Source organism: Roseinatronobacter sp. S2 (assembly GCF_029581395.1).
Classification (GTDB): Bacteria; Pseudomonadota; Alphaproteobacteria; order Rhodobacterales; family Rhodobacteraceae; genus Roseinatronobacter.
This window is the reverse complement of record NZ_CP121113.1, coordinates 900,253-922,615: the sequence shown is the minus strand read 5'-3', so window position 1 is coordinate 922,615 and position 22,363 is coordinate 900,253. Positions and strand designations below refer to the sequence as shown.

Sequence of the window (22,363 nt, the reverse complement as noted above, 5' to 3'; positions counted from 1 at the left end):
TGAGTATTTGTGGCAAGATGAAACTCAGGCCGCTTTCGTTAGCCGGCACCAGTCGGGCAGCCAGTCGCCATGGGCGGCCAGCAATTCATCGACCAGCGCGCGGATCTGGCGCAGGTCCAGCTCGGACGCAGTATGCGGATCAAGCTGGGCGGCGTGGTAGATATGATCGCGGTCCTCTCGCAGCAGCGCCTGCACGGTCAGTTCCTGCACATTCAGGTTTGTCCGCATCAGCGCTATCAGATGTGGCGGCAGGTCTTCAACCACTGTGGGCTGCAATCCGTTGGCATCCACCAGTGTGGGCACCTCGACCGCGGCGCCTGCGGGCAGTTGCGGGATAAACCCTGCATTGGCAACATTGCCGTAAATCACCGATGGCGTGCCGGTGACGATGGAGTCCATGATCGTGGCTGCGTATTCGTTGGACGGCTGATGCGGAATGCTGTCCGCAGATTTCAGCGCCTGCGCCTGCGCGCCCCATGCCGCGATCTGTTCTTCGCAGCGTGTGGGATATTCATCCAGCGGAATGCGGAACTGCGCGATCAGGTCGGGGCGATGGGATTTGATGAACCACGGCACATATTCCGCGAAATGTTCAGAAGATTCGGTGACGAAATACCCGAAATGCTTCATCACCTCATATCTGACAAGGTTCGGGCAGCGCGGGTTCCAGTGCGACTCAAGCGGGATGCGGTCTGCGGCATAGCCGTCGCGTAAGGCCGGATACAGGTCGCGCCAGCCGCTGCCGTCGCGCACGTCCAGCGACAGGTAGAACGCCATGTGGTTGATGCCCGCCGCGCGGTAACGCAGGTCGGCCACATCCAGCCGAAGGTCGCGCGCCAGCTCAAACGCTGTGCCTTGCACCGAATGGCACAGGCCCACTTGTTTGATGTCGGGATAGCGCGCAGTCAGCGCCCATGTGTTGATCGCCATGGGGTTGACGTAGTTCAAGAGCAGCGCATCGGGGCACAGGGCGCGCATATCCTGCGCGATGGCCCACAGGTGCGGCACCGTGCGAAGGCCCCGCATAATGCCCCCCACCCCAAGCGTGTCGGCAATGGTCTGGCGCAAGCCGTAAGCTTTGGGAATTTCAAAATCGGTCACAGTGCAGGGCTTATAGCCGCCGATCTGGAAAGCCACGATCACGAAATCCGCACCATCCAGTGCCGCGCGCCGGTCGGTCGTGGCGCTGACACGCGCGCCCGCACCGAGCGAGGCCACAAGTTTGCGCGCCACCAGCGCGGATTCGTCCAGTCGCGCTTGATCGATATCCATCAGCGCAATCTCGGCACTTGCCAATGCGGGGCGCAGCAACGCGTCCCCGATCAGGTTCTTCATAAAGACGGTCGATCCCGCCCCGATAAAGGCAATTTTGGTCATTTGACAGCTCCCCTCACTTCACCGCGCCCAATGTCAGACCCGCGATAAAGTGCTTCTGCATCAGGAAAAACATCATCACCGGCGGCAGGGCCGCGATGATGCTGCCCGCACTCATCATATGATAGGCGGCGCGGAACTGGCTGTTGAACGCAGTGATCCCTGCGGTCACAGGCTGGGTTTCCACCCCTTGGGTCAGCACCACGGCCCAGAAATAATCATTCCAGATGAAGGTAAAGATCAGCACCGAAAGCGCGGCAATGGCCGGGCGCATCAGCGGCAGAACCACATACCAGAAGATGCGGATTTCCGACACACCCTCAACCCGCGCAGCCTCGATCAGTTCGCGCGGCAGGGCGCGGATGAAATTGCGCATGAACAGCGTGCAGAACCCAGTCTGGAACGCGATATGAAACAGCACCAACCCAAGCCGCGTGTCATAAAGCCCCATATTCAGCGTCAGATCGCGCACTGGCACCATCAGAATCTGAAAAGGCACGAAATTGCCCGCGACAAACATAAAAAACAGCCAGATATTGCCACGGAACCGGTAGACCCCCAGCGCGAATCCCGTCATGCAAGACAGCGCCACCGCACCGATGACCGTGGGCACGGTGATAAAGACCGAATTCAGCAAATAGCGCGGCATGGCGCTGTCGGTAAAGACGCGGGTGTAATTTTCAAACCCTGCGAAACTGGACGGCAGCCCCCACAAGTTGCCTTGGGTGAAATCACTGTCAGGCTTGATGGAAAACAACGCGACCATCAGCAGCGGCAGCAGCCACAGGATCAACGCGAAGGGCAATAGCGCCTTGTAGGTATTCTGGACCGCAGCAGAGCGGCGCTCGACAGGCGTTGGAAACATTTCAGCGCCCCTCCCATTGCGGCAGGCTGGCTTGCAGCTTTTTGGTCAGGCCGGACCGGATCAGCCCGTATGAAACCTGTATGCGGTGGCGGGCCTCGTTCAGATCGGTGTTTTCCGGCAGTCTGATCCACGAGCGATGGAAATAGGGCGCGCGCGCGGCATTGATGGTGTCGCGCAACATCTCGGCTGTTTCGATATCGCGGCATTTCACACAGATGCCCGGTTCCATCCCGTGCAGGGCGAACATCTTGCCACCAATCTTCCAGCAGTCATGCCCGCCACCCCACGGGTCGGATTTTTCAGCACCCGGCAGGGCTGCACATATGGCATTGATGTCGTCACGCCATGCCATCAATAGCCCCTTTCTTCGCGCCACATGCGCCACAGGAAAAATGCGATATAAACCAGCATGATCAGGAACAGGATCACTGCAATCGCGGCCCCGTAGCCCATGCGGAACCCATATTCCGACAGCGACACCTCGAACATGTAATAGGCCAGAACGCGGCTGGACCCGAACGGTCCGCCATTGGTCATGACCGAGATCATGTCGAAACTGCGCAAGGCCCCGATAACCGTGACCACCACCGCGATAAATGTCGCGGGGCGCAGCTGTGGCAGAATTACATACCACAGCATTTTCCAGCCCTTCGCGCCATCCAGACGCGCGGCTTCTACCTGTTCGGGGTCAACGGCGTTCAGGCCCGTCAGATACAGGATCATGCAATAGGCAATCTGCGGCCAAAGCCCTGCGGCGATGATTCCATACGTCACCGTATCGGGATTGCCCAGAATGTTCATAGGCGAGAACCCGAACAGCCCGATCAAGGGATTGAACAACCCGATTGACGGGTTGTAAAACCACGCGAAAACCAGCCCCACGACAACTTGCGAAATGACAAACGGAAAGAAAAACAGCGATTTGTAAAGCCGTATGCCGCGCACCTGCTGATTCAGAAACAGCGCAATGAACAACCCCCCCGGAATGGCCAGCAAATACAGAAGCAGCCATTTCACGTTGTTGCGCAGCGACGTGTAGAAGGCCGGATCATCAAACAGGTCTTCATAATTGTGCAGCCCGATATAGCGCGCCTCGCCCAGACCATCCCAGCGGTAAAAACTGATCTGGAAACTCTGGAAAATAGGAAAGATGACGTAAAGCGCAAAAAACGCCATGCCGGGCGCCAGAAAAAGCCAGGGTGCAAGCCTGATCTGGTTGGCACTCCACCAGCTGCGGGTTTGCGGGTCGCTGTTTGCGGGCATGGGGCAGTTCGCCTGTCTTGGTCTGGGAATGCGGGGCGGCGCGAACGCCACCCCTTGGGCTGAAGAAGCCCTGTCCTAGTCTTCGTTCACGCGCTGGCGCACACGTTCCAGCCGGTCCAGAATGGCATCCAGATTGTCAGGCATCACCATGAATTCCTGAAACCCCTCCATGCCCGCCGAGGCAAGTTCCGCATCCGTGTCGCGGTCGAAGAATTGCGCGATGCCGCCAGTCGCATTCGACAGCATCTCGAACCCTGCCTGAATGAACTTGTCATCGGCGACGGTCGCATTGCGGTTGATTGGCAACTGGCCAAGTGTTTCATTCACAATGGTCTGGTTTTCCGCACTCGCCACATATTGCAAGAATGCGCGCGCAGCTTCCTTGTTTTGCGCTTGCGCAGGAATGTGCAGCGTGTCCGTGGGCGCATCTTCTGCCATCGGAATGCCCGGCGTGATTTCGGGGAACTGGTAGAAACCAAGCTGGTCATCGGTCAAACCGGCCTCGCGCAGCGGGGCGACGACGAAATTGCCCATCAGGTAGGACACTGCATCGCCGTTCACCATGAAGGGCTGTGCCTCCTGCCATGTATAGGCCGTGTGGTCGTCAATAAACGCGCCCATGTCGATCAACTCGCGCCAGTTGGCGAAGGTTTCGCGCACGCGGTCGTCTGTCCACTCAACCTCCCCTGCCGTCAGCGCCATATGGAAATCATAGCCATGTGTGCGCAGGTTCAGGTAATCGAACCATCCGCCCGCCGTCCACAAAAAGCGCGTGCCGATGGTGTAGCACTTGCGGCCGGAATCCAGAATGGCCTGACAGTTGGCCTTTTCTTCATCCCATGTGGTGGCCGGTGTCAGACCCAGTTCGTCATAAATATCCTGCCGGAAATAGATGCCCCACTGATAGTAGCTATAGGGCACGCCCCATTGCTTGCCATCCAGTGTCAATGCGGGCCGCGTGGATGCAAGATCGTCACCCATCGGCCCGTCCCACAGATCCGACACATCCTCGAACAGCCCGGCCGCCACATAAGGGCGCATGCGGTTGCCAGCATACCAGCCGTTCACATCGGGGGCATTGGCGGTCAGGTAGTTGCGGATCTGGGTTTTGTTGGCCTCGCGGTCAATTAATGTCAGTTCGATGTTCAGGTCAGGGTGCATTTCGCCAAAACGCGCGACCATGCCTTCCATCGCCTCTTTCGGGGCGGGGTTCTGGTCATTGAAGAAAATGCGCAGCGTGCCCGTCAACTCGGCGCTGGCCGGAAATGCCAGTGCCGTTGTCGTGGCCAACGCCGCCACCGCCCCCTTGATTGTAAACTTCATCTTCTCCTCCCTAGCTTGGTTTCATTATTTGAAACCTATTTTTACATATTGAAAAAGATGGCGCGACTCGTTACGCTTTGTCAAGAATTAGTTTTTTGGGGTGCTTTCTTGGGGGAAGGCTGATGGTTGCAAGTCCTGCATCAGATGGCACAGTCGCCAAGGCGCTTGACGTGCTTGACCTTGTCGCATCCTTCGGGCGGCCTGTGCGGTTTTCGGATGTGCTGGAACAAAGCCCCTTCCCGAAAGCCACGCTCTACAGGCTTTTGCAAACACTGGTCAGTCAGGGCATGCTGGCGTTTGATCCCGACCGTTCATGCTACACCATGGGAATAAGGCTTGTGCGGCTGGCGCATGTGGCGTGGGCACAAAGTTCGCTTGCGCCCATAGCGCGCCCGCATCTGGACCGGCTTTCGGCACAGGTTGGTGAAACCGTGCATCTGGCACAACTGGATCATGCGCAGGTGCTGTATGTTGACAAACGCAACGCCCGCATGCCCATCCAAATGTATTCGCAGGCGGGCAAGGTTGGTCCGGCCTATTGCACAGGTGTCGGCAAGGCGATGCTGGCCTTTCTGCCCGAAGGACAGTTGCCCGCGATTCTGGCGCAACAAAGCTGGCACAGGTTCACGCCCAAAACCCTTACATCCCCCGATGCACTGCAAAAGGAACTTGCGGCCATCCGTGCGCGCGGATTTGCGCTGGACGATGAAGAACATGAACCCGGCATTATCTGTGTGGCGCTTCCTGTCATGACATCTGGCGGGGCGGTATTGGGGGCGTTGTCGGTTACATCGACCACTTCGCACACCGATCTTGATGCGCTTTGCGCCTACGCGCCCCTGATCCGCGATATCGCGCGCACAATTGCGCAAGAAACCGAAACCTGGCGCTTCCCCGAAGAAGATGCACATTCCACACGCAAAAGGGCCTGAACGATGTCCGGCGTCAATTTGACCAATATCATAAAGAAATACGGCGAAACACAAGTCATCCACGGGGTGGACCTGTCGGTTGAACCCGGCGAGTTCTGCGTCTTTGTCGGCCCGTCCGGGTGCGGCAAATCCACATTGCTGCGCATGATCGCGGGGCTTGAAGAAACAAGCGCCGGTGCTATTCGCATCGGATCGCGCGATGTCACAAAACTGGACCCCGCACAACGCGGCGTGGCGATGGTGTTTCAGACCTATGCACTTTACCCGCATATGAGCGTGGCTGAAAACATGGGCTTCGGGCTGAAGATGAATGGCCACCCGAAGGACGAAATCCGCCAGAAAGTGGACCGCGCCGCCGATATTCTGAAACTGGGGGATTACCTGCACCGCAAGCCCAAGGCCTTGTCCGGCGGACAGCGGCAGCGCGTGGCAATCGGTCGTGCCATTGTGCGCGGGCCAGAGGTGTTCTTGTTCGACGAACCGCTGTCAAATCTGGATGCCGAATTGCGCGTTGAAATGCGCGTGGAGCTTGCCAGACTGCACCGCGAAATCGGCGCAACCATGATCTATGTCACCCATGATCAGGTCGAGGCCATGACACTGGCCGACAAGATCGTGGTGCTGCGCGGCGGGCGGATCGAACAGGTTGGCGCGCCGCTGGATCTGTATCGCGACCCCGATAACCTGTTCGTGGCGGGCTTCATCGGATCACCCGCAATGAACCTGATGCCCGCGCATCGTGTGGAAGGGGGCCTATCGGTTCCTGCGCTTGGCGCGGGCGTTATTGCGCTACCTGTGCCCGCACATGCCGGAAATGATCTTGTCGCAGGTGTGCGGCCCCAGATGATCAAGGTGATTGAAGGCAACAGCCACATTGTCGAGATGACAGAGGCACTGGGCGGCGTTTCCTTCATTCATGCGGCCACCACAGGCCAGCAAAAGCTGGTTGTCGAAACACGCGGCGATGTCACATTTCCTACAGGTGCGGCAATCGCGTTGCAGACTGATCCCGAAGGTGTCTATCTGTTCGACCGGCAATCAGGCCACCGGCTGCGCTGAACCGTTAAAGGTGGCGTCATACTGCGGTTCCGCATCTCAGGGTGCGGGCATACGGGCGTGTCCCACATGGTCACGCGCCACGGACATGGATTTCAAAATGGCATGCACAGGCTGGCCCGTTTGCAGCCCCATCTGGTCTGCCGCGCGGCGAGTAATGCGGGCCAGTATTTCATCATCGCCCACGGCAAGATGAACCATAACACCCGGCCCTGTGCCTGCGACAATCTGCGTGATGCGCGCGGCAAGGATGTTTTGCGCAGACAAGCCCACCGGCGCGTCGCGCGACAGGATAACATCATGCGCCATGATGCGCACACGAACCCGCGCACCGGGCTCCCCGTCGACCATAGGCAGAAACAGCGACCCCGAAGCTGTTTCCAGCCTGCTAAGCCCGTCGGGCAGATGTTCGGCCACCCGCGCGGGCAGCATGGCCCCCGCTTCGCGGATGCCCATTGCATGCAGGGCATCAGGGTTGCCCATCACCTCGGCGGTGGTGCCGTCATGCACAAGATGGCCTTGCGACAGCACCACCATTCTGTCCGCCAGCATCTGCGCCTCGTTCATGTCATGGGTGACCAGCACCACCGGCATGGCCAGATGCGCCCGCAGCGCGATAATCTCGGCATATAGTTTTTCGCGGGTCGCACGGTCCACCGCCGAAAACGGTTCATCCAGCAGCAGGGCTTGTGGCCTGCGCGCCAGTGCGCGCGCGACGGCGACACGCTGTTGTTGCCCGCCGGACAGTTGCGCGGGCTTGCGGTCCGCAAATCCGTGAAGGTTCACCAGATCAAGAATGCGCGCGGCCTCATGCCTGTCATGCGTGTCCATTGCGGCCATGACGTTTTGCGCAGCCGTCATATGCGGAAACAGGGCATAATTCTGAAAGACTATGCCGACACGGCGACGATGCGGGGGCAAATTGATCCGCGCAGCCGTGTCCAGCCACGCGGTCCCGTCCACCGACACGCGCGCGATTTCCGGCTGCCACAGCCCCGCGATGCTGCGCAGAAGGGTTGTCTTGCCCGACCCTGAAGGACCGACAAGCGCCAGCAATTCCCCCGGTGCCACCTGAAACGCCACATCCAGTGGAATCGGCGCTGTCGCCTTGGCCATCACTTCCAGCACCATCACGACAGCCTTCGTCCGACGCGCGCGGACAGCCAGTAGGTAATCGCAATCGCGAAAAGCGAGATTGCCACCAAAACCGCCGACATCATCGCAGCGCCACGATCATCAAAGCCCTGCACACGGTCATATATGGCAATTGCGATGGTCTTGGTTTCACCGGGGATGGACCCGCCCACCATCAACACGATGCCGAATTCGCCAAGCGTATGGGCAAATGTCAGCACCATTGCCGTCATAAGCCCCGGCCATGCCAGCGGCAGTTCCACTTTCCACAAGCTGCGCAGGGGCGACAGGCCACAACAGGCCGCCGCTTCGCGCACTTCTGGTGCAATCGCCTCGAACCCGCGCTGTGCGGGCTGGATGGCAAATGGCAGGTTGAAGATCACGGACGCCACAACCAGCCCCTGAAAGCTGAACACAAGCTGCTGGCCAAACGTGTCCTGCCAGAACTGCCCGATGGGTGATGCCCGCCCGAACGCCACCAGCAGATAAAACCCAAGCACTGTGGGCGGCAGAACCAGCGGCAGAATGACCAGCGCTTCAACCAGCCCCTTGCCGCGAAAACGATGATATGCAAGAAACCGGCCCATGAAGATGGACACCGGCAGCAGGATCACCACGGTCCAGCCAGCCAGTCGCAGCGACAAAAACAGCGCCGTCCAGTCCATGGAATCATTCGTCCTGTGGCAACATAAAACCGTAGCGTTCCATGATGTCGCGCGCGTCCGGTTCCATCATATAGGCATAGAACGCCTTGGCGACTGGTCCGGCACTGTTCAACAGCACCATGCGCTGGCGCAGTGGTTCATGCCAGCTATCAGGGACAAGCGCATAGCTGCCGCGCGGGCCAACCTGCGGGGCCAAAGCCAGTGAATACGCAAGAATGCCCCCTTCGGCATTGCCCGAAAGCGCAAATTGCGCGGCCTGACTGACATTTTCCCCCAGAACCATCACAGGTTGCAGTTCATCCCAGATGCCCTTTGTGCGCAGTGCTTCGCGCGCACGCATCCCGTAGGGCGCATGATCAGGATTGGCGATGGAAAAGCGCGTGATCTGTCCTGCGGACAGCATTTCAGCCAGATGATCAAGGTTTTCATCCGGCGTCAGGCTGGACCCGTTGGGCACCATGATGACAAGCCTGCCCAGCGCGTAAAGATCGCCCTGATCAGGGGTGAACCCGTCTGCATGCAGATCAAAGATGAATTGTTCATCTGCGGCCATGAATATCTCGAAAGGGGCACCCTCGCGGATCTGGCGGGCGAAATTGCCGGTCGATCCCATCGACAGCCGCACCGACATGGCTGTTTGGGCGGTGAATGCCGCTGCTATTTCGGCAACCGCAAATTGCAGATCCGACGCGGCCGCCACAACCGGTGCGTCTTGCTGTGCCTGCACTGCTGCTGACCCAAGCATGACCGCCGCAAATGCCGCAAGAATCGGTCTGCGGTTGAAAACCATGGCCACGTCCCTGATGATATGTTTGCTGAAACATATCGACAGGATGGGGTCCGGCCTGTCAATCGTTATTTTTCGTGGGGAATATCCCTGCGAAGCACCTGCAACGCGTCCAGCCGCGCGGCTCCGGCGGTGGCGACGTCTTGCTCGAACGCACGGTAAAGGCCCAGAACCGTATGTCCCGCATCCGTCAGCACTGCCCCGCCACCCCCCGGCCCGCCGCGGGTGCTGTCCACAAGCGGGTCGCGAAACATAGCGTTCAATGTGCCCACCAATTCCCATGCGCGCTTGTAACTCATCCCCATCTCGCGCCCTGCTGCCGCGATGGACCCGGTCTGCCCAATCCGCTGTAGCAATTCAGCCTTGCCCGGACCAATCATCTCTGCCGGCCCAAGGACAATTCTAATGCGCAGGCGCGGGTAATCCGTATCGTTTTCCATATAGGTAGTTTTCCGGCGCTTGGGCCAAAAGCGCAAGTGGTATCCCGCCATCTGGCGCCCTGCACCCGTCCAAACCAACAGTTTACGCACCCAACGGGGTTTCAAAACTGCGCCCTGATCATGAACACACCGTCAAGATGGCGCAGGTTCCGGCCCAATGACGCCCCTTCGCCAAGCACGCGCGCACCAAAACGACGCGGCGTGCAACGGCGTGCGGCTAAAATCTGGCCATGCCTGAAGTGTCCCAAACCCGCAGGGCGGCACAAACGCACGGCGGGGCAACAAAAAAGACACTCCTGCCCGCCCTGCACGCACCGTGAGGGTTGAGTCGCACACGATATTCATATAATTGCAAAGTAACTCACTGTAATCTGATTTTATACTTTCTGCTTTGATACATGACCCAGGCGCGGGGGACCGATGCAGCTTTATTTCTGAAAAATCAGTTTTCAAAATTTCCGGGTACGAAGCCCAGAATGATTGAGCATTGGTAGTTCGCTACCAGATCACGACACAACAAAATTTCCACAAAGTCCCATTTTCTGGAGTGCATAATGAAACGCTTCACCGCCGCTGACGCAGATATACAGGTCGTTGCCGTTGACAGTTCCGACATGAAGGTCCTGCAACAGGGGGCGTTGAATGAAAGGCGGCGGGCATTCCTGCGCGACTGGCTGGAAAACCGTGGGCGCAGCATCAGCCTGCTTTCAGCAGGCGGGTTGATCTTCCTGCCGCTGCTGGCGGCCACCAGCGCGCAGGCGCAGCAAGGGCCGGTTCTGGTCAGCACAATTGACGGTGTGTCAAATCTGGCCTTCAACCCTGACGGCAGCTTGCAGATCGCCCTGTCCAACGGGCAGGTCGTCACCATCGCCGCCGCCGAAGTGACGGTCATGGCCAATGGCGCGGTTGCGATTTCTGCCGCTGCTGCGGAACTGGTGGCATCCTTGGCGGGCATCGGCGCAGCGGCAGTTGGGACGGGGACACTTGCAGCCCTTGCCGGCGGCGCGGCCGCCGCCGCAGCGGCCGCAACAGGTGGTGGTGGCGGGTCAGATGCAGGGTCGTCGTCGTCAGGCAGCAGCCCGCCCCCGCCTGTGCGCGGCGCAAGTTTTGACAGCAATCCCGACAGTCCATTGGCCGTGAATGCGGGCATGGTTTTGTCTGCCCAGGCGTTTACCGGCATTGCGCCCGCCGATTCCATCGTGCGGATCACCTTGAATGATGCGAATGGCGATCCGCTGCTGGATGGTTTGGGCGAACCCTATGTGTTTCAAGGCGCCGCAGATATCGACGGCAATTACACAATCACCCTTCCTGCGTTTGGCAACACCGGACTGGACCTGCCGGATGGCGACTACCAGATCGTCATTCAGGCCTTTAATGACGACGGCACCGGCAACCCGACAGGCAACCCGCGCGGGACACAAACCGTGACCATCACGGTGGATACCGATGCGCCAACCCTTGTCAGCATCGACACCCCGATCGCGGATGATGGTCAGATCAACATCGCTGATTCACAAAATGATCTGGTCATCACCGGCACAAGTTCCGGCGCGGAAGATGGCGCGGAAGTGATTGTCACCCTCGACGGTGTCCCCCACAGCGGAACTGTCACGGCAGACACATGGTCGGTCACTGTGCCCGCCAGCGCGCTGCAAGACCTGCCCGATGGAAATATCACTGTCGAGGTCACGGTATTCGACCTTGCGCGCAACTCGGACACGGGCAGCGCAAGTGTCGATGTCGACCTGACGCCCCCCACAATCGGCATTATCGCCCTGCCCTTCGGTGATTTCCTGAACCTTGACGACACTGGCACCGCCCAGACGGTCGACGGCACAACCGATGGCGCGAATGGCCGGACCGTCACCCTGACCGTGACCGATGCTGCGGGGGCTGTCACAACCTTCACCGAAACCACGGACGCAGTCACCGGCCTGTGGTCCATCGACCTGCCAACCGGCACGCTTCAGGCGCTCGCCGAAGGCACGGCAACCCTATCGGCCACTGTGACCGACAACTTCAACAACCCGCCTGCCAGCCCGGCCACAGTTGATTTCACAGTCGACACCATCGCGCCAAATGTCGCGATCACCCAGATCGCAGGCGACGATATCATCAATATCCCCGAGCAGGATCAGGGTTTCACCGTCAGCGGCACAACGGATGTGTCCGAGGCGGGGCGCACAGTTACAGTCACGATCACAGGTGTGGCCGGTGGCACAGGGACAGGCACAGTCCAACCTGACGGAAGCTGGACCGCCAATATGCCCGACGGTTTGGCGCTCGGAAATGGCACAACGCCGGAATTCACCGCCAGCGTCACCGATGCGGCAAACAACACCGGCACATCTGCCCCTGCAACAGCCACAGTGAACCTGACCGAACCCACCATCGCGGTCACCCAGATCGGCGGGGACGGGTTTATCAATATCAACGAACGCGCCGAGGACGGAATCACCGTCACCGGCACAACCGATGCCGAGGTCGGACGCGAAGTAGACGTCACGCTGACCCAGGGCGGCACCACAGCGACGACGACCGTGCAGGTGCAGGCAGGCGGCACATTCACCGCCTCCTTCACGCCTGCGCAGCTTGCGGGCTTCACCGATGGCGCAATCACCGCCACCGCAGCCGTCGAAAACGCCATTGGCAACATGGGCACCTCTGCCGGTTTCGGCGGCACGGTCGATCTGATCGCGCCCACCATCGCAATCAACGACCCGCTGGCCGGAAACAACCAGTTCAGCAAACTGAACGAGGCAAACGGGCTGGACGTGACCGGCACCACCAATGCCGAGGACGGACAGATTGTCACCGTCACCTTTAATGGCGTTGATTACCCTAGCAATCCGGTGGCAGGTGGCAACTGGACGGCCAACATTCCAGCGGGGGCCTTCACAGGGGTTGATACAGGCGACACGATTACAGGCATCACCGCGCAGGTGTCCGATCAGGCGGGCAACCCGTCCGGTGTGGCGACTGGCCCCACCCTGAACGTGGACCTGACAGGCCCCAGCATTTCGATCAACGCTATCGCAGGTGATGACATCATCAATATCGCCGAACGTGATGATGCGGGCGGGGTGGAGATCAGCGGCACGGCTTCTGGCGCAGAGGGACAACCCGTAACCGTAACTATCGAAGACCCACCCGGCATTCCGATTTTCAGCCAGACTGTCACCGCCGATCCAGTAACAGGGGTATGGTCTACGACCATTCCGAACGGTTCCTTCGCCACAGGAGTAAACAATCGCACCTTCACGGTATCTGCCAGTGTTGACGATTTCGAGGGGGTTAACGCAACGACAACGCGCGATTATTCCACAGATTTCAACAACCCGACCATTGATATAGGCGCATTACCCTTCGGCAGCTTCCTGAACGCGCTGGATACCGACAGCCAGCAGACAATTTCCGGCACCTCCACCGGCGCGAATGACCAGACGGTAACGTTGACGGTGACAGACGACAATAGTGTCGTTCATACATTTACCGGCGATACGGACGCGACGACTGGCGCATGGTCCATCCCCATCCCTACAGACATACTGGAACTTCTGGCCGAAGGCACTGCCACACTCAGCGCGACAGTGAACAGCGCCGCAGGTAACCCACCGCTTGCCCCTGCCACCGCGACCTTCATCGTGGACACGGTCGCGCCTGACATCACCATCACCGAGCCGGGCTTTCTTGACGCGGGCGCAGGCGACACCTTCCTGAACAATACCGAGGCTGGCACCACACAGACCATAAACGGCACCGCACCGGGGGCCCAAGGGCAACTGGTCACTGTGACTGTGACCGACGGGACGACCACCATCACCCTGACCGACACCGCAGATGGCGCAGCACCTGGCGGCTGGAGCGTTGATCTGACAGTCGCGCAGATCGCCTCGCTTGCCGAAGGCGCGGTCACCATTTCGGCCATGGTCAGTGACGTAGCAGGCAACCCCGCCGATGACGCTGCTGAACTGACATTCACCAAGGACACCATCGCGCCAAATGTGCAGATCACCCAGATCGCAGGCGACGATATCATAAACATCCCCGAGCAGGATCAGGGTTTCACCGTCAGCGGCACAACGGATGTGTCCGAGGCGGGGCGCACAGTTACAGTCACGATCACAGGTGTGGCCGGTGGCACAGGGACAGGCACAGTCCAACCTGACGGAAGCTGGACCGCCACCATGCCCGACGGTTTGGCCCTCGGAAATGGCACAACGCCGGAATTCACCGCCAGCGTCACCGATGCGGCAAACAACACCGGCACATCTGCCCCTGCAACAGCCACGGTGAATCTGACGCCCCCGACCATCACCTTCGCCACACTCGCGGGCGACGATATCCTGAACATTGCCGAAAGCAACGTGGCGGAATTGACGATCAGCGGCACCACGACCGGTTTTGCGGATAATGACCAGATCACCATCAGCGCGGCTGGCATCAGCGATATCATCGTTACTGTGACCGGCAATGCATTCACCCATAACATTGCACGCGAAGATGTCTTCGCCCTGATCGAGGCCGCAACCGGCGCGGCGCCCGCCTTTGACGGCTCAGACAACCTGATTTCGGCAGGTGCGGGCGATATTACCTTCACGGCAAGCGGCACCAACGATATCGGCAACCCTTCAGGGAATGTGACAACAGACCTGACCCTTGCCCTTACCCCGCCGGAACTGGCGATAGGCGATATTGAAGGCACCGGTGGCACCGATCTGAACGGCGTGATCAACATTGACGAACGCGCGGCAGGGCTGGAAATCAACGGCACATCAAATGCCGACGGCCAGACCGTGACCGTCATCCTGACCGATGGCAATGGTTTCACCGCAACCGCCACCGGCACAGTCTCGGGCGGCACATGGCAGGCGGATTTCGCGGCTGGCAGTCTGGACACGCTGCCCAATGGCACCACCCAGATCAGCGTGACCGCCGAAGTGACGGATGCCAACGGCAACGGCACCACCACCGCACCCACCACCATGCCCACAGATTTCATCGCGCCCAACGTTACCATTGCCAGTGTCGAAAGCGGGGGCGAGGCGATTGGCGATTTCATCAATATCGACGAACGCGACGCGGGCATCACTGTGTCGGGCGGGTCCGACCTGCCCGAGAATACGACTGTGACAGTGACGCTGACGGCCGGGGCCTTCACCGCCACCGCAACGGGCGTAACAGCCGCCAATGGCGACTGGAGCGCGGTGTTTGAAGGCGACGGCGGCGCGTATGATCTGGCACTCCTGCTGGAAGGCGCAATCAGCATTGTTGCGAGTGCCGATGACGCGGCAAGCAACACCGGAACATCCACCCCGGTCACAGCAACAGCGGATCTGACACCGCCGGTCATTGCCTTCGATGCTGTCGGGGATGAAGGCGTCTATGACCGCAGCCAAGGCCCGCTGACCCTGAGCGGCACAACCGACGCCGAAGCAGGGCAGATCGTAACCGTCACCTTCGAGGGGCAGACCTATACCGGCACTGTGGTTGACGGGGGTGGAGGGCTGAACACATGGGCGCTGGATACCCCGATACCGTCCAGTGCATTGAACGCGCTTGCCCCCGGCGCCGCTTTTGTCGCCAGTGCGACAGTGTCGGACCTTGCAGGCAACGCGGCAGGAACGCCCGCAACGCTAGATGTCGTGCCATATTCGGCCTCTGACACCTATATTACGGAAATATCGCGTGATGGGGACGACATACGTTTCGGGGTATACGTTGAACTTGGCTCTCCCTTGCTGACTGACGCAGCATACGCGTTGGGGGATACCATGATCTTTGATATTTCCGGGCTACAATACCTCTCACCTGTTCAGGCGTCACCCTTGCCGCAGCCGGGGTATAACAACACATTCGGCACGCTCGCTCTCAGCAATACCGATTTTTCAGAGTTGGCGAATGGCAGGATAGAGTTTGCGGGCGTTTGGGTGGAAGATACAACCTTCGGAACAATCGCAGTTCCCAACCCAGAAGACGCGCGTGTTGCTTTCACGATGCGTGACCTGAATGCAGGGGCAGAAATACTGACCTTGTCATTGGAAAATGATCAAGGTCTGGTCGCAACCACCTTTATCGGCACGAACGGCGATGACACCCTTACGGCGACCAATACCGACACGCTGATCCGCGGCCGTGGTGGCGATGACACAATCGATATGTCGGCGGGGGGCGTGAATACGGTGATATTCGAGGCCGACCCGACAGCAAACGGGCTCGATACGATCACTGGCTTTTCGTCACTGAACACCGCCCTGCCCGACCGCATCGGCTTTGCGGGTCTGGACAACAGCACATTGCGCGGCGCTGGCACGGATTTTCAGGCTTTGGGCGATGGCGGCACATTGGGCACGGATACCGGTTTTGTGGTGCTGACATTTGACCTTACTGGGCTGACAGCAGGTGATCTGGCAACCGCTGCCGAAGGGCTCGTCGGCGAAGCAGGGGGTGACTTCATCTACCTGCTGGCCACGGACGGCACGAACGCGGCTTTGGCGCGGGTTACCTATGCCGATGAGAACGATGCAAGCGCCGAGATCATGGCCAGTTTCACCGGCCTTGGCGACCTGTCCGGCATCAGTGCCAACGAAATACTGGGCTTCAACACGGTCTAGCCTGTGTTGAGCAGGTGCGGGCGCGGCACATTTCCGGCGGCGCCCGCACACCCAACGCGCGCAGCGCACTGAACGAATGAATGGAACCCGCGCGACATGCAAGGCCACTGCCCCGACAGCGCCAAGACACCGGACCTGATTGCCTTGTCCCGCGACCGCCATGCAACGCGGCGCTGGAAAAAACCGGCAGAGTATGGATTCGCCCGCGCGCGACGCGTTGTGCCGCTGGTTCTGGCTGAAATTGACAGCGCCGCCAGTGGCATGCCGCTTGTGTTCGCACAAGGTGTTGACGGTGCCTTGCCGCACCCTGTAGCCCTGCTGCGGCTGCATGCGGATACCAGCCCCTATGTCACCGAAGACGGGCGTTGGCTGGCCCCCTATATTCCGGCGATTTTGCGGGTTTACCCGTTTTCCGCCCGCCCTGCCCCGCAGTCAGACAGTGACACGCCCGCACGGATGGAGTTGTTGTTTGACGAAGGCAGCGGCCTGTTAAGCGATGACGCCCGCGACACGCGTTTCTTTGACCCTTACGGCGCACCCAGCAAGGCGCTGGACGCAGTTATTGCCTTTTTCCGTCAATATGAAACCAGCGCCGCCGCGACTCAGACGGCCATGCAGGCGCTGTCGCAGGCCCGCACGCCAGACGGGGCCGGGCTGTTCACCCCGTTGCGCCACGAAGGCACGGTGCTGACAGGTTTGCTGGCACTGGACCGCAAAGCGTTTGACGCGCTGGATGATGCCAGCTTTTTGCAGCTTCGCGCGGCCGGGGCCATACCGCTGGCAATGGCGCATTTTCTCAGCAGAATGCAAATCGACTGGCTGGCCCGCGCCGAGCATGCGCTGCAACAACAGCCAGACGGGCAGGCGCACACGGCCCTGCCCCACGCAAGCGGTGGCGCAACAGGTGCGGATATTTCTGACTTTCTGTCTGCGCTGGCCACTGCGCAGAACAGCGATATGCATGCAGATTTCAAACCTGCGTCAGCGGCTAGGAAGGACCAGACCTGATGCGGTATGGACGGCGAGCATCCCTTTTGTCCTTTGCCGCAGCAATGGCGTTGGGGGTGGCACTTGCGGGCTGCGCCCCCGCCCCGACTGACGACGATGATCTGGTCATTGAACTGCGCCCGGATCACGCCCCGCAGCAGGCCCAGCGCACGCGGTCACTGGCGGAAACGCCATTCGGCCAGTCTGTTGCCACGGCTGTTCAAAGTTATCCGACACTGGCGGCAGGGTTCGCGCGCATTCGCGCAGCCGAAGCCCAGCTGGAAGGTGAGCGCGGCGCGTTTTTGCCGCAAATCTCGGTCGGGGCGGAAACCGGCATGCGGCACGCTGGCAACACGCGCTCTACCCGGTCAACGCCGGTGCTGGAAATACGCCAGCTTGTCTTTGATGGTGGCCAGTCAGGCCAACGCACCGAAGCCGCCCGCGCCCGTATTGCGCAAAGCGCGAATGACCGCATGGCTTCAGCAGCCGCACTTACATTAAACGCGGTCGAGGCATGGCACGACGTGCTGCACCACCGCGCGCTTGTGGACCTGGCCGCGCGCAATATGCGGTTGCACACCGAATTTCTTGGGCAAACGCAGGACCGCGTCGGCGCAGGTGCAGGCGCGGAAACCGATTTGCTGACCGCGCGCAGCAGGCTTGCCGATGCCGAGGCCCGCCAGATCACCGCACAAAGCAAACTGGACCGCGCAGAAGCAGAATTTCGTCAGATGTTCGCACGCGCCCCCGGCAACCTGCCCGCACCCGCCGCCGCGCCGGAATTGCCCGGCAGCGCCGACACCATTGCCCCTGACAGCCCGCGTCTGCGCAGTGTCGATGCAAGTATCCGCGCCGCACAGGCAGAACTTCAGGCCGCGCGCGCCGGCAGTCTGCCGAATGTCGGCCTTGGGGTCACGGGACGTTCGACAAACGGGCGCGCCGATGTCGGCGCGAACCTGTCCCTGCAATACGATCTTGCAACCGGCGGGCGGCGCAAAGCCGCAATCCGCACTGCCGAGGCCCGCGTCATGGAGCTGGAAGCCGAGCGCGATGACCTGAACCGCCAGATCACCCGCGCACTGGATTTCGTGCAGTCCGACCAGCGCGCCGGTGCCCAAAGGCTGCGTGCAGCACGTCAGGCCCGCAGTGCGAATGAAGCGAATGTCGATGCTGTGCGTGATCAGTTCGGGATTGGCCGGCGCAGCATTACCGAATTGCTGGACGCGCAGCGCGATTTCATCCGCTCCAGCGAGGCGGTGCTGGAGGCTGAACTTGAACTGGCGCTGACAGGGTATCTGGCCCTCTCGCTGACCGGCGACATTCTGGATGTGTTTGGCATTCATCTGCCCCCGCCAGAGGCCGCGCGCAGATGAATGACGACATTACCGAAGCCGCTGCGCAGCATGCTGAACGGCAATCTACCGAACCACAGCCCGAATTGGACACAGGCGCAACACCGCTGGAAGCGTGTCTTTTGCATATATCGGCCTTACTGGACAGGCCGCTAACACTGGCAGCGGTGCAAGCGGGCCAAACTGGCACCAAGGGTGGAATGACTGTGCGCGATGCCATCGCAGTGGCCGAACGTGGCGGCTTGCAGGTGGGGTTCGGACCGCTGAAACTGGACACGCTGGACAATCTGATTGTGCCGTGCATCCTGCTGTTATCCCATGATCGCGCGGTCGTGTGCGAAGGGCGGGCAGAAAATGGTCAGCTTGTCATTCATGATCCTGCCTTCGGGGATGGTGTCGGCCAAGTAAGTGCGGCGAAACTGGCCCCCGAATTTACCGGCTATGCGCTGCTGTTTCGCGCCGAACACCGTGATCTGGCGCCCACGCATAGTGACGCGCGGCAGGGGCATTGGTTTTGGGCGACATTGTCACAGAACCGCTGGACCTATGCGCAGGTGTTGCTGGCCGCCATGGTGGCCAATTTTCTAAGCCTGTCCACCTCGCTTTTCATCATGGTTGTCTATGACCGTGTCTTGCCGAACGAAGCCATTGAATCACTGATCGCGCTGACAATCGGCGTGGGCGTGGCGCTGATGTTCGATTTCCTGATCAAAACGCTGCGCGCCGCCTTTATCGACAGGGCGGGCCAGCGCGCCGACAAGGTGATGGGGCGGCGTATATTCGACCAGCTTCTGGACATGCAGATGCGCGCGCGCCAGGGGTCAACCGGGGCCATGGCCAACACCTTGCGTGAATTTGAAACGCTGCGCGAATTCTTCACCTCTGCGACGCTTGTTGCGGTGGTGGATCTGCCGTTTATTCTGCTGTTCATCTGGGTGATCTACATGATCGCAGGGCCACTGGCCTATGTGCCGATGGTGGCCGTCCCCCTTGTGTTGATCGTGGGGGTCGCGGTTCAGCCCATCCTAGCGCGACTGGCTGAAAAAAGCTTTTCCGAAGGGCAATCAAAGCAGGCCGTGCTGGTCGAAACCGTGACTGGTCTGGAAACCATCAAATCGGTGGGCGCACAACGCCAGATGCGTGCCCGCTGGGAAGACGCCATTGAACGCCAGGCCGATCATGGCGTGAAAAGCCGCGCAGTGGCCCAGTTTGCACTGAATTCCACCGCCTTTGTCCAGCAGGGCGCGCAGGTGATGATTGTGTTTTACGGGGTTTTCCTGATCTCAAGCGGGGAAACCAGCATGGGGGCTATGATTGCCGCCGTCATTCTGACGGGCCGCACATTGGCCCCCCTGGCGCAGCTTGCGCAAACCCTGACGCGGCTTAATCAGGCCCGCACATCCTATAAATCCATCAACGGGCTGATGCATGCCGAAAGTGAACGCCCCGAAGGGCGGCACTGGCTGTCGCGGCCCAAACTGAACGGCAAGATCGTGTTTGACGAGGTCAGCTTTGCCTATCCTGATGCACAGCTTGACACATTGCGCGGTGTGTCATTTTCCATTGAGCCCGGTGAAAGGGTTGCCATTCTGGGGCGTATCGGTTCCGGCAAAAGCACGATCGCGCGCCTGATACTGGGGCTGTATCAGCCGAAATCCGGCAAGGTATTGATTGACGGCACCGATATCCGCCAGATTGACCCCGGTGATTTACGGCGCAATATCGGGGCAGTGCTTCAGGATCTTTGGCTGTTTTCAGGCACGGTGCGCGACAACATAGCCATCGGGGCGATCCGTCCGCGTGATGCAGATGTGTTGGCAGCAGCGCGCACCGCAGGTGTTGACGATTTCATCTCCAAGCACCCCATGGGCTATGATCTGCCGCTGGCCGAACGCGGCGAAGGGCTGTCGGGCGGGCAACGGCAGGCCATATCGCTGGCGCGCGCCTTGGTTGGCCGCCCCCCAATTTTGCTGATGGATGAACCCACCAGTTCCATGGATGTCCAGAACGAGGCACAGGTATTGCACCGCCTGAAGGATGAAACCGCAGGCCGCACGCTTGTGATCATCACGCATCGCACAAGCCTGCTGGATCTGGTGGACCGCGTTATCGTGATCGAAGACGGGCGCGTGGCGCTGGATGGCGACAAAAGCCTTCTGTCGCGCCCAGCCCCAAGGCAAGGGTAACCGCCATGGCCAATACAGCGCGCGATCTGGAAGCTTTGGCGCAGGAAATGCGCGGGCGTGAAACCTTGCGCGGGTCGCTTCTGTTGCTGTTGATTCTGCTGTTCATCATTGTGGCCGTTACATGGGCCGCGCTTACGGAACTGGATGATGTCACGCGCGCCGACGGGCGCATCGTGCCCACCCAGCATGTTCAGGTCATTCAGGCCGCAGAACAGGGCGTCTTGCAAGCCCTGCATGTGGCCGAAGGGGATCTGGTTCAGGCAGGTGAAAGCCTGATGGAGCTGGACCGCACCCTGCTGACCAGCCAGCTGGATCAGGAACAACAACGCGCCTTCGGCCTGATGGCGCGGATTGCCCGCCTGCAAGCGGAAATTGACGGCCATGATCTGGAATTCATGCCTGAACTTGTGCAGCGCACGCCGTCGGTCGTGCGATCCGAAGCTGCGTTATTTGCAGCGCGCCGCGAAGAACTGTCCGACCGCATAGAAGTGCTGGAACGTCAGCGCATGCAGCGCAGGCAGGAATATGAAGAAGGGCTTGTCGATCAGGAAACCGCACGCACCACATTGGCCCTGATTGATGAAGAAATCGCCATCATTGCGCCCTTGGTTGAACGCCGTGTTGAACCGGAAACCACAATTCTGGGCCTGCGCCGCAACGAGGCTGAATGGCGCGGGCGTGAAATTCGGGCACGCGCCACGCTGGTCCGGCTGCGCTCCAGTCTGGACGAAATCGACGACCGCATCCGGTCCGTGCGCAGCGAAGTGCGCGCCGCCGCGCTGTCGGAACTGTCGATTGCAACTGCGGAACTGGCGGAACTTGAACCGCGATTGCCCGCATTGATCCAGCGCGTCACACGGTCCGAGTTGCGCGCGCCGGTGCGCGGCATCGTCAACCGTATTTTGCTGACCACCCAAGGGGGTGTTGCGCAGGCCGGTGAAACGCTGCTGGAAATCGTGCCGCTTGACGACACACTGCTGGTCGAAGCCTATGTCAGGCCGTCTGACATTGCGTTTCTGTATCCGGGCCAGCCGGTCAAGGTGAAGATTACCGCCTATGACTTCTCGCGCTATGGGGGGATTGACGGTGAAATCACCCGTATCGGGGCCGATGCCGTAACCCGCCCCGACCGTGATGAGCAGGTGTTCATCGTGCATGTGCGCACCCAGACAAACATTCTGGACGCTGATGGCGCAGCACTGGAAATCATTCCCGGAATGGTGGCCGAAGTGGACATTCTGGCCGGACAGAAAACCGTGCTGGAATACCTGACCCAACCCGTCATCCGCGTCAAGGACCGCGCCTTGCGGGAATGACAGCGCACCGCTTGCGAAGTGGCTGGCGTCCTGCGTGCCGATGCGCAATCACAACAACAGATGATG

Annotated in this window: 16 protein-coding genes; 7 read left to right on the top strand and 9 right to left on the bottom strand. The window is 60.0% G+C overall.

Going from position 1 to position 22,363, the window contains the following annotated elements; all coding sequences use genetic code 11:
• Positions 1 to 24: 24 nt before the first annotated feature.
• The 5 genes from P8S53_RS04305 to P8S53_RS04285 all read right to left on the bottom strand — a co-directional run bounded on the left by P8S53_RS04305 (position 25) and on the right by P8S53_RS04285 (position 4,825).
• The gene (locus P8S53_RS04305) at positions 25 to 1,377 is read right to left on the bottom strand and encodes an alpha-glucosidase/alpha-galactosidase (protein ID WP_277805932.1); all 1,353 of its coding nucleotides are present in this window, start codon (positions 1,375 to 1,377) and stop codon (positions 25 to 27) included.
• Positions 1,378 to 1,390: 13 nt separating this feature from the next.
• Positions 1,391 to 2,239 carry a carbohydrate ABC transporter permease gene (locus P8S53_RS04300; protein ID WP_277805931.1) on the bottom strand — a complete coding sequence of 283 codons (849 nt, stop codon included), beginning with the start codon at positions 2,237 to 2,239 and terminating at the stop codon, positions 1,391 to 1,393.
• A 1-nt stretch (position 2,240) separates the two neighbouring features.
• The gene (locus P8S53_RS04295) at positions 2,241 to 2,591 is read right to left on the bottom strand and encodes an MmcQ/YjbR family DNA-binding protein (protein ID WP_277805930.1); all 351 of its coding nucleotides are present in this window, start codon (positions 2,589 to 2,591) and stop codon (positions 2,241 to 2,243) included.
• Complete coding sequence (locus P8S53_RS04290) at positions 2,591 to 3,502, bottom strand: carbohydrate ABC transporter permease (protein WP_277805929.1); 912 nt, start codon at positions 3,500 to 3,502, stop codon at positions 2,591 to 2,593. Before P8S53_RS04290 ends, P8S53_RS04295 begins: the two co-directional genes overlap by 1 nt.
• 75 nt (positions 3,503 to 3,577) lie before the next feature.
• Positions 3,578 to 4,825, bottom strand: coding sequence for an ABC transporter substrate-binding protein (locus P8S53_RS04285; RefSeq protein ID WP_277805928.1), 1,248 nt, complete (start codon positions 4,823 to 4,825; stop codon positions 3,578 to 3,580).
• A 122-nt stretch (positions 4,826 to 4,947) separates the two neighbouring features.
• On the opposite strand from P8S53_RS04285, the gene P8S53_RS04280 reads away from it, so the two are divergent.
• Positions 4,948 to 5,757 (top strand): IclR family transcriptional regulator, encoded by an 810-nt coding sequence (locus P8S53_RS04280; RefSeq protein ID WP_277805927.1) that lies wholly within the window; start codon positions 4,948 to 4,950, stop codon positions 5,755 to 5,757.
• Between the two features lie 3 nt (positions 5,758 to 5,760).
• Positions 5,761 to 6,816: an ABC transporter ATP-binding protein gene (locus P8S53_RS04275; protein WP_277805926.1), complete on the top strand. Its 1,056-nt coding sequence runs from the start codon at positions 5,761 to 5,763 to the stop codon at positions 6,814 to 6,816.
• Positions 6,817 to 6,852: 36 nt separating this feature from the next.
• Here the strand turns inward: P8S53_RS04275 and modC are convergent, their stop codons facing one another.
• From modC to P8S53_RS04255, 4 genes are all read right to left on the bottom strand, one after another.
• Complete coding sequence (gene modC / locus P8S53_RS04270) at positions 6,853 to 7,944, bottom strand: molybdenum ABC transporter ATP-binding protein (RefSeq protein ID WP_277806676.1); 1,092 nt, start codon at positions 7,942 to 7,944, stop codon at positions 6,853 to 6,855.
• Positions 7,944 to 8,612, bottom strand: coding sequence for a molybdate ABC transporter permease subunit (gene modB / locus P8S53_RS04265; RefSeq protein ID WP_277805925.1), 669 nt, complete (start codon positions 8,610 to 8,612; stop codon positions 7,944 to 7,946). Before modB ends, modC begins: the two co-directional genes overlap by 1 nt.
• Positions 8,613 to 8,616: 4 nt before the next feature.
• On the bottom strand, positions 8,617 to 9,402 hold the full coding sequence (modA, locus tag P8S53_RS04260; protein ID WP_277805924.1) for a molybdate ABC transporter substrate-binding protein: 786 nt from the start codon (positions 9,400 to 9,402) through the stop codon (positions 8,617 to 8,619).
• Between the two features lie 65 nt (positions 9,403 to 9,467).
• A complete protein-coding gene (locus tag P8S53_RS04255) occupies positions 9,468 to 9,839 on the bottom strand; it encodes a winged helix-turn-helix domain-containing protein (protein ID WP_277805923.1) in 372 nt (123 codons plus the stop codon).
• Positions 9,840 to 10,393: 554 nt separating this feature from the next.
• On the opposite strand from P8S53_RS04255, the gene P8S53_RS04250 reads away from it, so the two are divergent.
• From P8S53_RS04250 to P8S53_RS04230, 5 genes are all read left to right on the top strand, one after another.
• On the top strand, positions 10,394 to 16,456 hold the full coding sequence (locus P8S53_RS04250; protein WP_277805922.1) for a hypothetical protein: 6,063 nt from the start codon (positions 10,394 to 10,396) through the stop codon (positions 16,454 to 16,456).
• A gap of 96 nt (positions 16,457 to 16,552) precedes the next feature.
• The gene (locus P8S53_RS04245; RefSeq protein WP_277805921.1) at positions 16,553 to 17,464 is read left to right on the top strand and encodes a SapC family protein; all 912 of its coding nucleotides are present in this window, start codon (positions 16,553 to 16,555) and stop codon (positions 17,462 to 17,464) included.
• On the top strand, positions 17,464 to 18,816 hold the full coding sequence (locus tag P8S53_RS04240) for a TolC family protein (RefSeq protein ID WP_277805920.1): 1,353 nt from the start codon (positions 17,464 to 17,466) through the stop codon (positions 18,814 to 18,816). The genes P8S53_RS04245 and P8S53_RS04240 overlap by 1 nt, the downstream gene beginning before the upstream one ends.
• Positions 18,813 to 20,981, top strand: coding sequence for a type I secretion system permease/ATPase (locus P8S53_RS04235; RefSeq protein ID WP_277805919.1), 2,169 nt, complete (start codon positions 18,813 to 18,815; stop codon positions 20,979 to 20,981). Before P8S53_RS04240 ends, P8S53_RS04235 begins: the two co-directional genes overlap by 4 nt.
• A 5-nt stretch (positions 20,982 to 20,986) precedes the next feature.
• The gene (locus P8S53_RS04230) at positions 20,987 to 22,297 is read left to right on the top strand and encodes an HlyD family type I secretion periplasmic adaptor subunit (RefSeq protein ID WP_277805918.1); all 1,311 of its coding nucleotides are present in this window, start codon (positions 20,987 to 20,989) and stop codon (positions 22,295 to 22,297) included.
• Positions 22,298 to 22,363: the final 66 nt, after the last annotated feature.

Bases quoted from the DNA above. Each gene is read 5' to 3' on its own strand.
- modA (WP_277805924.1), bottom strand. From the start codon at position 9,402: ATGGTTTTCAACCGCAGACCGATTCTTGCGGCATTTGCGGCGGTCATG.
- P8S53_RS04230 (WP_277805918.1), top strand. From the start codon at position 20,987: ATGGCCAATACAGCGCGCGATCTGGAAGCTTTGGCGCAGGAAATGCGC.
- P8S53_RS04305 (WP_277805932.1), bottom strand. From the start codon at position 1,377: ATGACCAAAATTGCCTTTATCGGGGCGGGATCGACCGTCTTTATGAAG.
- P8S53_RS04250 (WP_277805922.1), top strand. From the start codon at position 10,394: ATGAAACGCTTCACCGCCGCTGACGCAGATATACAGGTCGTTGCCGTT.
- modC (WP_277806676.1), bottom strand. From the start codon at position 7,944: ATGGTGCTGGAAGTGATGGCCAAGGCGACAGCGCCGATTCCACTGGAT.
- P8S53_RS04245 (WP_277805921.1), top strand. From the start codon at position 16,553: ATGCAAGGCCACTGCCCCGACAGCGCCAAGACACCGGACCTGATTGCC.
- P8S53_RS04290 (WP_277805929.1), bottom strand. From the start codon at position 3,502: ATGCCCGCAAACAGCGACCCGCAAACCCGCAGCTGGTGGAGTGCCAAC.
- P8S53_RS04255 (WP_277805923.1), bottom strand. From the start codon at position 9,839: ATGGAAAACGATACGGATTACCCGCGCCTGCGCATTAGAATTGTCCTT.
- modB (WP_277805925.1), bottom strand. From the start codon at position 8,612: ATGGACTGGACGGCGCTGTTTTTGTCGCTGCGACTGGCTGGCTGGACC.
- P8S53_RS04235 (WP_277805919.1), top strand. From the start codon at position 18,813: ATGAATGACGACATTACCGAAGCCGCTGCGCAGCATGCTGAACGGCAA.
- P8S53_RS04285 (WP_277805928.1), bottom strand. From the start codon at position 4,825: ATGAAGTTTACAATCAAGGGGGCGGTGGCGGCGTTGGCCACGACAACG.
- P8S53_RS04240 (WP_277805920.1), top strand. From the start codon at position 17,464: ATGCGGTATGGACGGCGAGCATCCCTTTTGTCCTTTGCCGCAGCAATG.
- P8S53_RS04275 (WP_277805926.1), top strand. From the start codon at position 5,761: ATGTCCGGCGTCAATTTGACCAATATCATAAAGAAATACGGCGAAACA.
- P8S53_RS04295 (WP_277805930.1), bottom strand. From the start codon at position 2,591: ATGGCATGGCGTGACGACATCAATGCCATATGTGCAGCCCTGCCGGGT.
- P8S53_RS04280 (WP_277805927.1), top strand. From the start codon at position 4,948: ATGGTTGCAAGTCCTGCATCAGATGGCACAGTCGCCAAGGCGCTTGAC.
- P8S53_RS04300 (WP_277805931.1), bottom strand. From the start codon at position 2,239: ATGTTTCCAACGCCTGTCGAGCGCCGCTCTGCTGCGGTCCAGAATACC.